10 protein-coding genes and 1 pseudogene are annotated in these 12,284 nt (G+C 35.1%); 6 read left to right on the forward strand and 5 right to left on the reverse strand.

Annotated features, from left to right (window positions below):
- The 4 genes and pseudogenes from ACP5S8_RS06755 to ACP5S8_RS06770 all read left to right on the forward strand — a co-directional run.
- Positions 1–229, forward strand: a pseudogene (locus tag ACP5S8_RS06755) (hypothetical protein); the annotation flags it as partial.
- Between the two features lie 484 nt (positions 230–713).
- Positions 714–1,631, forward strand: coding sequence for a branched-chain amino acid transaminase (locus tag ACP5S8_RS06760; protein ID WP_461872367.1), 918 nt, complete (start codon positions 714–716; stop codon positions 1,629–1,631).
- Positions 1,621–2,721, forward strand: a complete 1,101-nt coding sequence (locus ACP5S8_RS06765) for a zinc-binding metallopeptidase family protein (protein ID WP_461876205.1) — start codon at positions 1,621–1,623, stop codon at positions 2,719–2,721. Before ACP5S8_RS06760 ends, ACP5S8_RS06765 begins: the two co-directional genes overlap by 11 nt.
- Entirely contained in the window at positions 2,711–3,295 is a 585-nt protein-coding gene (locus ACP5S8_RS06770) for a LolA family protein (protein ID WP_461870813.1), read from the forward strand. The genes ACP5S8_RS06765 and ACP5S8_RS06770 overlap by 11 nt, the downstream gene beginning before the upstream one ends.
- A 1-nt stretch (position 3,296) precedes the next feature.
- On the opposite strand, the gene ACP5S8_RS06775 is transcribed toward ACP5S8_RS06770, so the two are convergent.
- From ACP5S8_RS06775 to ACP5S8_RS06795, 5 genes are all read right to left on the reverse strand, one after another.
- Positions 3,297–3,830 carry a glycine cleavage system protein H gene (locus ACP5S8_RS06775; protein ID WP_461876206.1) on the reverse strand — a complete coding sequence of 178 codons (534 nt, stop codon included), beginning with the start codon at positions 3,828–3,830 and terminating at the stop codon, positions 3,297–3,299.
- Positions 3,831–3,892: 62 nt separating this feature from the next.
- Positions 3,893–5,233, reverse strand: coding sequence for a UDP-N-acetylmuramoyl-tripeptide--D-alanyl-D-alanine ligase (locus ACP5S8_RS06780; RefSeq protein WP_461876208.1), 1,341 nt, complete (start codon positions 5,231–5,233; stop codon positions 3,893–3,895).
- Positions 5,230–7,341 (reverse strand): RelA/SpoT family protein, encoded by a 2,112-nt coding sequence (locus ACP5S8_RS06785; protein ID WP_461876209.1) that lies wholly within the window; start codon positions 7,339–7,341, stop codon positions 5,230–5,232. The genes ACP5S8_RS06780 and ACP5S8_RS06785 overlap by 4 nt, the downstream gene beginning before the upstream one ends.
- Positions 7,342–7,344: 3 nt before the next feature.
- On the reverse strand, positions 7,345–8,316 hold the full coding sequence (locus ACP5S8_RS06790; protein WP_461876210.1) for a MotE family protein: 972 nt from the start codon (positions 8,314–8,316) through the stop codon (positions 7,345–7,347).
- Complete coding sequence (locus ACP5S8_RS06795) at positions 8,309–9,718, reverse strand: TldD/PmbA family protein (RefSeq protein ID WP_461870818.1); 1,410 nt, start codon at positions 9,716–9,718, stop codon at positions 8,309–8,311. The genes ACP5S8_RS06790 and ACP5S8_RS06795 overlap by 8 nt, the downstream gene beginning before the upstream one ends.
- Positions 9,719–9,864: 146 nt before the next feature.
- On the opposite strand from ACP5S8_RS06795, the gene ACP5S8_RS06800 reads away from it, so the two are divergent.
- Together ACP5S8_RS06800 and ACP5S8_RS06805 are read left to right on the forward strand one after the other, a co-directional pair.
- On the forward strand, positions 9,865–11,031 hold the full coding sequence (locus ACP5S8_RS06800; protein ID WP_461876212.1) for an ATP-binding protein: 1,167 nt from the start codon (positions 9,865–9,867) through the stop codon (positions 11,029–11,031).
- A gap of 61 nt (positions 11,032–11,092) precedes the next feature.
- Positions 11,093–12,284 (forward strand): PAS domain S-box protein (locus ACP5S8_RS06805; protein ID WP_461876213.1); only part of this gene is annotated, 1,192 nt, incomplete at its 3' end.

A 12,284-nucleotide genomic window follows, 5' to 3' on the forward strand; every position in this document is an offset into this window, starting at 1 on the left:
AGCAATAGAAGGCGATTTCCATATAAAAGGTATAACTTACGGCTCAAACACGTATTATGACGTAGTAGCAGAAGCAAAACTCTATCCGGTGTTTATAAAAAATGGGCTAGGCAATCATTTGTTTATAGGAGCAGGTTATAGATATGAAGAGCTAAAGATAGATGCAAGCTCTATAAAAACAGATTTTAAAGTAGATGGTCCATTTGGAGAAGTAGGAGTAGTATTTTAAATATTTTCCATGTTTTGGGGCTTTTAAAACAAGCCCCGCATTTAAATATCTTTTAAAATTTAATATAGCTTCGTATAGCAAACTTATAAGCTAATAAACCATAAAAAATAGCATTGTAAACACTTAATTGTAGTATACTTGTACCTCCGTTAAAATTTCGTTTATAGAAATAAAGAATATAATTCTAGTAAGGTTGTAAAATAGTTTTTATGGTAGGCGTCAATCCTTAGTATACTTATCACGATGTATTGAACTCATACATTGATTTATGCTAAAATGGTAGATATGTATAAGAGAAAAGCACTTGAGAGTGTTTTTAACGATGAGGAAAGTCATGACACAAATATGGCACAGTGAAAGTAAAAAGCCTTGCGGGACAAAGATAAAAAGCATGTTACGAGATACTCAAAACTCCGCCCGCAAGGGCATGTGGGTTCAAGTCCCACCTTCGGCATTTTTATTTTATTTTTTAAGAGGTGGTTAAATGGAGTATGCTTATTTTGAAGGAAAAATAATACCAGTAGAACAAGCCAACATAAACATCAAAACCAACTCTATACACTACGGTACGCTTGTTTTTGAAGGTATAAGAACATATTACAACGAAGAACACAAACAGCTTTACATACTATTTTCAAATGAGCATTACGCTAGGCTTTTAAAAAACGCAAAAGCAATGTTTATGAACTTAAACAAAACCCCGGAAGAACTAACGGAAATTACAAAAGAAATTTTGAGAAAAAGCGAAATAAGAGAAGATACTTATATAAGACCTTTTGTATATTTTAAGGATTTGGCGCTAACACCAAAGCTTAAAGATTTTACACCAGAGATAGCCATATATACGTACAAGTTTGGTAGATATTTAGACACTTCAAAAGGCATCCATGCAAAAGTATCTTCTTGGAAGAGAAATCCAGACAACTCTATACCTTCTCGCTGGAAAGTGGCTGGAGCTTATGTAAACAGCGCTTTAGCCAAAACAGAAGCCTTGATGTCTGGATATGACGAGGCCATACTTTTAAACGAACAAGGCAATGTGGCCGAAGGTTCTGGTGAAAATATCTTTATAATAAGAGGTAAAAAGCTTATTACACCATCTTTTAGCGAAGGCATATTAGAAGGTATCACCAGAAGAGCCATTATAAGGCTTGCAAAAAATGAGCTATTCTTAGAAGTAGAAGAAAGGTCTATAGCAAGAAGCGAGCTTTATATGGCTGACGAAGTGTTTCTAACGGGTACAGCAGCGGAGATAACCCCGGTAACAGCAATAGACAACAGACCAATAGGAGACGGAGGCATAGGCCCCACAACTCAAAAGCTTCAAAAACTATACTTTGATGCGGTAAGAGGCAACATAGAAAGGTATAGACACTGGCTTACCCCAGTATATGACACATAAATTTATAGATGAGGTTTGCAAAGAGATATCAAAATATCCAAGGCCTATAAATTCTTCAGGGGCGAACCATACAAAAAATCTTATAAAAGAGTTTGCCATAAAAAATAACCTATCGCTTAAAATAGAAGAGCTTAAATCTAAAACTATACCTACATATTTTTTTCTAAAAGCTAAAAAACTTGTAAAACTAAACATATTAAACAAATTCAAAGAGCATGTAGAAGGCAAAATTTTTATCGTTGAGATAGAGAAGTTAAGATATATAAACACCCTCGAAGGTTATATTCCAATCCTGCTAATCAAAGATATAGTAGATATAGAGCTTTATAAAGACAAAATAAACGACATAAAACCAAAAGCCGTTATATTTAGTCTAATCACCATCGATACAAGTTTTTATCAAAGGGTTTTCAACTTCAACATGCCAGTTTTTTCTATGAGCTCCAAAGACTTAGAATACATAGAAGAGCTGACGTACATAACCTTAGAACCCGTTAAAGAAGAACAAACAGAGATAGAAAATATATCTTTTGATATAGGAAGAGGGCCTACAGTATGCATCGTTACTTCTATAAGCTCAAAAGATGACAGCTACGGAGCTATATACAGCGCTTCTTCGGTAGCTTTGTCGCTTGGCATTGCACAATCTTTTTGTAAAAATTACAACAGCGATTTTAGATTTAGGTTCTTGTTTACAGAGGAAGATAACTGCGACTTTGAGGGTGTAAAAAAGCATATTGACAAAAATCTAAAACACGTTTACTATGCAATATCTATTTTTAATATGGGATGGACAAACAAAAGCTGCTTTTATGAAGATGCTTATGGTGAAAACTCTCTTTATATGAGCGAAAAATTTTACAAATACGCAAAGAGTATAAATCAAAACATATTTTTCCTAAAAACAAAAACAATGTCTTTCTTGCATGCTCCTTTTAAAGATAAAGACATAAAAACGCTTATGATTGGTTCTTACCCTTGTATTTTATCAAACACAACATACGACAACATAGAGAGCGTGAAGTTTGAAGAGTTATACTCGTGGTTTGAAGTATTGTCAGGATTTTTAAGGAGGTTTCATGCGCTTTAAATATAAATATATGTTAGCTGTCATTTTTACAGTGTCTTTGGCTTTTGGCGGAATAGTAGATAAATTTTTAAATAAGATAAAACATATGGAGCTTATAAAAATAAGCTTCCAACAAAAGTTTTACCCAATAGGTTACGCTAAACCTATCACATCTTACGGTGAGGCATATATTCAAAACAAATCACCTTTTAAAATAAAGCTTGTATACGAAAAGCCTAACAAGTTTGTTATACTATACAACGGCAAAAACACCATACTCTACAACAAAAGTTCAAACTACACTTACGACGTAAAAGGTAAAAACGAAGAGATAAAAGGCATAAGCATACTAAACAAAGATATAACCACCGTATTCAGGCCTATACTCACCTCTTATCAGAATGGCTATTACGATATACTCTTTATACCAAAATCAAAAATTGTAAAAGATGTATCCTACGTCATCCTAAGGTTAACAAGAAATTTAACTCCGGAATCTTTCTATGTTTATATGCCGCAAAAAGGTGTTTTATACATAAAGGTATTGAGCTTTTCCAGCGAGAAAAACAACGAAGATTTATTTAATATAAAATAAATCAATGCTCTTCATCATATCCAAGCTCATCTTCCGGTATTTCTTCTAAAGGCTCTTCTTCTAATATATCTGGTGAGTGTATTATACTCACAGAGCCGGAATCTTCTCTTATGAGCTCTTCCAAATATTCTATATATTCGCTTGAAGACATAAGGTCTTCTATTTCAAGCGGGTCAGACATTCTAATTTCTACAAGCCAGCCCTCTTCGTATGGATCTTCATTTATTGTGCTTGGGTTGTCTTCCAAGTAAGAGTTTGTATTTTCTACAGTACCAGTAATAGGCGACAGCACCTCAAACATCCCTTTCAAGCCTTCTATTCTACAAATTACATCTTGTGGTTCAAAGTAATCTCCTACACTTGGAAGCTTAACTTCTTCTACGGTATCCACCTGAAATTGAGCGTAATCTGTTATACCTATTTTAGCTATGCTCCCTTTTAACAAAACCCATACATGGTCTTTTGAATAGTAATACTTTTGAGTTTTTACTATATACCTTCCTACCACTACTTCATCTTTTCCCAAATCTTCCATATATAAACCTCCAAACGTCTATATACAAACTAAAATGCCATGCCTATCAACAGCAATGTATATTATAACCTATTTGCAAGCTCATCTACAACGTTTTCCATCTTCATGCCTCTAGAACCCTTTACTAGAATCATCGTATGGGTATCGGTTTTTTGTTTTAGGCTTTTAATAAGATAAGAAGAAAGCTCCTCTTGGTTTTCAAAATAAAAAACCTCTTTGTTGGAAAATCTTAAAACATCGTAAGCGTATTTCATATCGCTTCCATAAAGATACACGCTGTTGATATGAGAAGATTTTAGCATAGCCCCCACCTTCTCGTGAAGAACCTTTGAATACTCTCCCATTTCAAGCATATCCCCCAAAACTATTATCTTATTAAAATCTTTAAAACTATCAACGGTAAGGATGGCATTTTTTACAGAAACAGGGTTTGCGTTGTAAGTGTCGTCTATTATTCTGAAAAGTCCTTTTTTTATAAGCTGCATCCTCCCTTGCACACCCCTAAAACTCTCAAACCTATCTTTTAGCTCTTTCCAATCTATGCCAAGAGAAGAAAGAACACCAACTGCCGCTGCTGCACTCTCCGCTACACCTATGCTCAAGACCGGTATAGTAAACTGAGTTCCCATTATTTCAAAATGCGTACCTTCTTCGTCTATGTAGACATTTTTTATCCTTATATCGGCATCATCTCTAAATCTACAAAAACTAAGCCCGTATTCTTTTTTATAAAAGCTGTGAAACGCTTTAGGGTAAATACCAGACAAAAGATTTGGAGAGTCAAACACCTCAAAGTTTCCCCTTACCACGTTTTCAATAGAACCAAAACTCTCAAGATGCTCTTCTCCTATAGAAGATATAACCCCTATATGTTGTTTGGCTATGTTGGTTAGCTTTTTTACATCTTCTAAAGCCGTGGCCCCCATCTCCAGCACCAGGTAGTCTATATCGCTTTCTGCTGTTATAACTACTTTTGGAAGCCCTATCTGAGAGTTAAAATTTTTGTAAGTTTTATGGACTTTTCCGGGCAAGACATGTGCTATAAGCTCTTTCGTAGTTGTCTTACCAGCAGAACCAGCCACCGCCACCACATTCGCTCTAATGCTTTTTCTTTTCAAAGAGGCTATATCCTGCAAAGCCTTTATCGTATCTTTGGCTTTTAAACAAGATTTGCCTTTTGCCAATACATCTTTACAATCAAAGTCTTCTCTTACCAAGAACCCGGCTATATCTTCGTCAAGAAGGTTTTTTATATAAAGGTGACCATCGGTTTTCTCTCCTTTTATAGCTACAAACATGGCATCTTTTATTGGCTCTCTTGAATCAAAAAACACGTCTTTTATCAAGAAAGGCTTTCCCTCGTGTATCAAACCTAAGCTCTTAGAAACTTCTAAAGAATTCACCCAAATACCCTCTTTACGGTTTCCACACCTTTTATAGATTTTATCTCATCAAAAGATTTGTTTAAGTCTTTTATGGTTTTTACCTGAATTTTAAAATCCATGTTTGCTATGTTTAGATTGTTGGTTTTTGTAGAAGCTTCTACTATATTTATATTTGATTTTGCAAAAGCTGAAGAAACCTCTGAGAGTATGCCGGGTCTATCTGAAGCCAGCACTCTTACCCTAGTGGTATATAGTTTGTCTTGATTTTTCCAATCTATTTTTACCACCTTTTGAGGTATGTTTCTAATGGCGTATTGAAGGTTTGGGCATTTTTCATGGTGTATAACAATGCCGGCGTTTTTTGATATAACACCCATGACGGGGTCGCCTGGTATAGGCATACAGCATTTAGCCACGCTAAAAAGCACGTTTGAGACGCTCTCAAGCTTCAAAGAACCCTCTTTGCCCTCATCCTTTATGTGTTTTTGTTCTTTTTCTTTGGAAAATAGCTTTATCACCCTGTTTATTGGGATTTTACCAAAGCCCACGTTTGCAAAAAGTTCTTGCTCGTTTAAATCAAAATGTGAAGTGAGCTTTTTTACCATATCTTCAAAGCTTACACTCAGTTTCTCTGAAAGCTTTAAAAGGGTTTTTTGACCCTCTTCTATGGCAAGCTCTTTTTCTTTTGCCTTTAAGAAAAGCCTAATACGGGTTTTTGCTTTTTTTGTAGTTACTATTTTGAGCCATTCTATCTTTGGACTTTGAGATGGATTTGTTATAATCTCAACCCTATCACCGCTTTGTAACGTATAAGAAAGAGGCACTATCTTGTTGTTTACTATAGCTCTTTGGCAGTGATTTCCTATATCTGTATGTATATAATATGCAAAATCAAGCACCGTGGCGCCTTTTGGAAGCACTATAACATCGTCTTTTGGAGTAAATACAAATACTTCATCTTCAAATAGCTCTTCTTTAACAGCCTCTATAAGTTCATCGGCGTTTTTTGTCTTAATGCTGTTTACCACATCCCTAAGCCATGCAAATATAGAGTTATCTTTTGTGGAAGAGTTTTCTTTGTAAGCCCAATGAGCCGCTATACCTTTTTCTGCTCTTTCGTGCATTTCGTAAGTTCTAATTTGCACTTCCACAACTCTTTTTTTAGGACCTTCAACGGCGGTGTGCAGAGATTGATACATGTTTGGTTTTGGCAGTGATATGTAATCGTCAAAGCTACCCGGTATGGGTCTAAATATGCTGTGCACTATCCCTAATATAGTATAGCACTCTGCTACATCTTCCACTATAATTCTTATACCTAGGATGTCTTGCAGATCTTCCAGCTTTAAATTTTTACGCCTAATTTTTTGATAAATGCTGTATATGTGCTTTTGCCTATACTGTATTGTATAGTTTGGTTTTTTATCCTTAAAAAAGCCGTTTATAGCCTCTACTATCTTTGGTATAAAGTATTTTTTAAGGTAAACTTCTGATTCTTTGCTTATGTTCTGAATAAAAGCTTTTATCTTTTCATACTCTTCAGGATGCGTGTATTTCAAATACAAGTCTTCTAGCTCTTTTTTAATGCTCCATATACCAAGTCTATGAGCTATAGGAGCGTATATATCTATGGTTTCTTTTGCTATTTCAAGCTGTTTGTGTCTTGGCATGTAATCAAGGGTTCTCATGTTGTGTAATCTATCTGCTAACTTTATAACTATGACCCTTACATCTTTTGACATGGCAAAAAGCATTTTCCTATAGTTTTCAGCCTTTGCCTGTTCTTTTGAAGAAAACTTGTACTTATCTATCTTGGTAAGACCGTCTACTAAACTAGCCACTTGCTCTCCAAACTCCCTTTTTATCTCATCAACGGTGGTATCGGTATCTTCTACTACGTCGTGCAAAAGCCCAGCCACAACGCTATAATAATCCATCCCTATGGAAGAGAGGATGCTTGCTACTGCTATAGGGTGGTTTACGTAGGGCTCTCCAGATTTTCTTGTTTGGTTTTCATGCTTTTGATAGATAAAATCAATCGCTTTGTTTATAACATCCTCATGCTCTTTATATTTGTTTAAAATCTCTTCAATGTGTTTCTCGTTGGCTTTATCTAAGGTTTTCATAAATTATCCCGGTGGAGGTGGTGGAGAGTTTTGGGGTTGGTTTTGATTTGGTGAAGCAGAAGGCGTAGGTTGATTTTGAGGTTGGTTTTTGGCGTTCATAATCTCTTTTTTCATGGCGTTTAGTTCTTTTTTATGGGTCATAATATAATCGGTAACAAGGGCAGCTTTTTTAGGATCCATCGCAGATAGTATACTTCCAGCTTTTCTTGATGGTAGCATCACAAGAATTTTAGCCGCTATCTCAGGGTCTACGTCGTTTAGCATGGCTCCCGCTTGGTCGCTATCGGCAGCAGCTACAACTTTTACATACTTTTGTATTTCTTGCTCTTCTTGTTGTTTTTTCTTTTTGGCCTCCTCTTGCTTCTTCTTCTCTAGCTTTTGGAGCTCTTCTTGCTTTTTTATAAGGGCTTGAAGCTCTTTCTTTTGCTGTTCTAACTTTTTAAGCTTTTGGTCTAAAAGCATGTTTAGGTTTTGTTGGTCTTGGTTGATAGCTTGGTTTATTTGACTTTCAGCGTTTTGATACAAAGCCGGTGCTCCAAAGGTTTTTATGTTAAAAGCCAAAAACAAGGTTATCAAAACTATGTAAAAATGTTTTAGGTTGTAGAAAAAGCTAGCATCCATCTCTTCTTTGTAAAGTTCTTTTTTCATATGCTCAATTAGCCTATTGTGTTTTATAATCTCCATAGCTTTAATATCTCTAACAATATCTTTTGCCTCCTCAGCCAAAGCCTCCTCTAACAGTTTTAACTCATTAAGCGTTTTTTCTATAGCTTTTAACCTTGTATAGAGCTTTTGATAGGCCACTAAATTTGCTATATACTCTTCATATGTGGATACATCTTTGTTTAAAAGGTCCATAGCGTTTTCTATATCTTTTTTCTTTATTTCTAAATCGTTTATTTCATATTTAACCCTATTTAGCTCGGATAATTTGAGGTTTAGCTCTTGTTGTTTTACACCTATTATTTTATCCACTACAAACCTCGCATCCACCAAGGGTCATGGATTTTATCCTTATGGTAGGTTGAGCATCTGAAACTGGTACCCCTTGACCATCTTTTCCGCAGGTACCTATTGCAAAACCCTCGTCGTAACCTACGGCATCTATATCTTCCAAAGCCTTAGGGCCGTTGCCTATAAGCGTTGCTCCTCTGATTGGATATGTAATCTGACCGTTTTCTATGATATAGCCTTCCATCACATCAAAAACAAAATCCCCTGTAATAGTGTTTACCTGTCCGCCTCCCATTTTCTTTACCAAAATGCCTTTTTTTGTGTCTTTTATTATATCTTCTGGATTTGTTTTACCGCTTTTAATAAAAGTATTTGTCATACGCACAACTGGAGGATATGCATAGCTTTGGCGCCTACCGTTGCCGGTGGATTTTACACCGTCTTTCATAGCTCTTAATCTGTCATACATGTATCCCACCAAAACACCGTCTTCTATGAGCACTGTCCTTTGGGCTTCTATTCCTTCGTCGTCAAAGTTAAAAGAGCCGTTCATACCGGGTATGGTGGCATCATCAATTACGCTCACCAAAGGAGAAGCCACTTTTTGGCCTATCCTATCCTTGTATACGGACTGGCCTTGCTGGACCAAATCCGCCTCAAGTCCATGGCCTACAGCCTCGTGCACCATTGTCCCACCTGCTTCTGAAGACATCACGATGGTAAAACTACCTGCTGGTGCTGGTTTTGCATCCAAAAGCATAATAGCCCTTCTTGCAGCTATGGAGGCTATTTCTTCTGGTTTTTTTCTTTCAAAAAGCTCAAAACCTACGTTACCACCCATGGATTCATAGCCTCTTTGGAGAATACCATCTTTGTAAGATACCACTTCTGTATAAAAAATAGTTCTGGTTTGGGTATCTTCTACATGCTCTCCAAGAGAGTTTATTATCATTATCTCCCTTTTCTTATCCATTAAAACGGCACTCACTTGTTTTATATAATCTCCAAAAGACCTAGCTGCGTCGTTTGCTCTGCTTAAAACCTCTATCTTCTTTGAAAGCTCTATCGCTTCTGGGTCTATTTCTATTGGCATATAAGCCTTTGAATAGGCTTTTCCAACCTTGATAGGCCCTTGAGAAGAGGCGTTTGCTATGGTTTTTGCAAGCTCTGTAAGAGAATCCATGTCAAACTCCGTAGAGTATCCGTAATATACCTTATGATCTTTTATAAGCCTAAGACCAACACCTACATCGTTTCCGTGTTCTATCTTGTCTACTTTGTTGTTTTCAAATATTATACGCGTATTTGAAGAGCTCTCGTAAAAAATCTCTGCATATTCTCCGCCTTGTCCCATCAAAAAAGAAAGTATATAACCAGCCTTTTCTTGCAAAAGTTCTTTTACATCTATCGCTTCTAAAATCATAAAAACACTCCTTTTTCAAATAGTCTAACCCTATTAATTTATCTTCAATCAAGGCAGTAGTCAAGCTTATTGGTTAGTATGAATAGTTTACGACAGCATCGTATAATTTTATAGCTTTTTATAAGATAGCATCGTATAATATTTATATGGATATAGAAGAGGTGTTTTATAGATTCAACCCTTGGTGGGAAAACGATTACAAGATAAGTGCCATCGAAAGGCCAAAGTATGTGGATAAGCTAATAGGATATCTTGGCAAGAAAGAAATAGAGCTAATAACAGGCATTAGAAGGGTAGGAAAATCAACTATATTTAAGCTTACCATAAGCAATTTAATAAACAAGCTTGGCATAAATCCTAAGCATATATTTTACATATCGCTTGATTTTTACGGCATAGAAGATAAAACCATACTTGATATATTGGAAGACTATTTTAAGATACAAGGTATACCCTTTGAGCAGAGAGTTTATGTCTTTCTTGACGAGATAGCTTATAAGAAAAATTTTTCACAACAACTTAAAAATATTTACGATTTATACAACATAAAATTATTTGCCACGTCATCATCAGCCTCTATATTAAAAGATGAGAATGCATACCTCACTGGAAGAAGTAGAATAACTGAGATTTTGCCGCTTGATTTTGAAGAGTTCTTATCTTTTAAAAATCTTAAGATAACCAGAGCAAACGCTCACCTAACTTATACATACTTCGAAAAATATATGGAGCTGGGCGGTATACCTCAGTATGTAATAACGGAAGATATAGAATATATAAAACAGCTTACCGATGACATCATATATAAAGATATTATACACTTTCACAACATAAAAGAGGTATCGCTACTGAGAGACTTTTTTTACCTTCTTATGGAGAGGTCTGGAAAGCAGTTTAGTTTAAACAAGATATCCAAAGTACTTGGGATAAGCGTAGATACCGCAAGAAGATTCTTTGAATATTTTAAAGATACATTCTTGATATACACTGTGGAAAGATGCGGCAAATTAAACGAAAGAATAAGGTCTTCTAAAAAAATTTACGTCGCCGATGTGGGCGTAAGAAATGCAATTACTGGCTTCAAAGATAAAGGTGCTATATTTGAAAATTTGGTATTTTTAAAGATAAAATCTAAAAACCCCTGCTACGTTTATGAAGATAGCGTTGAAATAGATTTTTTCACAGAGGATAAAACATTGGTAGAAGTAAAATATAACGCTAAAATGACTAAAAAACAAATGGAAACTTTTAACAATTATGAAGCTAAAGCAAAGATTGTTGTTGATAATGTTGAAAAATTTTTAAAGCTATAACCTAAGCTTAATTTAAAATATTTCCAAACTTTTTTCGTTTTTTTGATATAATTATACAATTATGGAAACTATAAATTGTGCATATAAAGAAAGTATAAATAAATTATTGAATGATTATTTAGAAACGGGGATTATAGATGAGGAAAGCATAAAAAAGATAGGTTACGAAGCTTATGACATAACACATATCAGCTATTTAAAGCACAACCTTGAGAACATAAAAAATAGCTTCATAAAAGATTACTTCAAAAGCCATGAATTTACAGAGGAAGCTTACGATAAAATATGCTTTTTCTTTAAAATCTTTGAAAAAAATGTAGCAATGGCTTATGCTATAAGATGTATAGAAGATTCAGAATCTTTGGAATCTACTTTATACAGCGAAGACGTGTTGCCTGAGCTTTCAAAACTAAGCGCACAGCTTAAGGATGCTGCAACAAAAGATTACTTAGAGTTAAATAAAAACCCATCCATAGAACTTGACGCTAAGGCTTGTCCAGTTTACAATGAAATAGAAAAGTCCAATATCAAAGAGGATGTTAAAAAAGATGTGCACAAAGCACACGAAAGGCTTCATTATGTAGCTAAATACTTTTATGAGCTTATAAAAGAAGAAGATGTGGAAAACCTATACGGTATATACTGGCGCATTAGATATCTAAACATACTGATAGTTACCGCCATAGCGATTTACAATCTGAAATCCGAAAGAGAGTTTTACAAAACGTTTTTAGAAGGACACAGTATACCTATATTTTTAGTAGACCCAGAGACTTACAGCATAGTAAACGCCAACCAAGCATCACTGGAGTTCTACGGATATACAAAAGAAGAGATAACCTCTTTAAAATCTTGGGATATAAACACTCTAAATGAAGAGGAACTAAAAGAACTCATATCAAAAGCCAAAAACAAAGAGATAAATAGATTTAGGTTTAAACACAGGCTTAAATCTGGAGAGATAAGAGATGTAGATGTGTTTTCATCACCCATCTTGTTGGATGGTAAAACATACCTTTTATCCGTCGTATACGACACAACAAAAGAAGAGAGAGCCAAGAAGTTTCTGGAAATTTTAAAAGAGATAGAGCAACTTAGCAGCGTTTCAGACACGGAAGAAGAGTTTTTAGAAAAGCTTGTTAGGCTTTTAGAAAAAGAGGATATATCAAAAGATGTATGCCTTATGGTAAACAAAGAAGGTAAAATAACTATAAATTCGTCCTCCTCAAGCTGTGTTCAAAATGAAAAAGATA

The sequence above is a fragment of the Hydrogenobaculum sp. genome, from assembly GCF_049967395.1.
Taxonomy (GTDB): Bacteria; Aquificota; Aquificia; order Aquificales; family Aquificaceae; genus Hydrogenobaculum.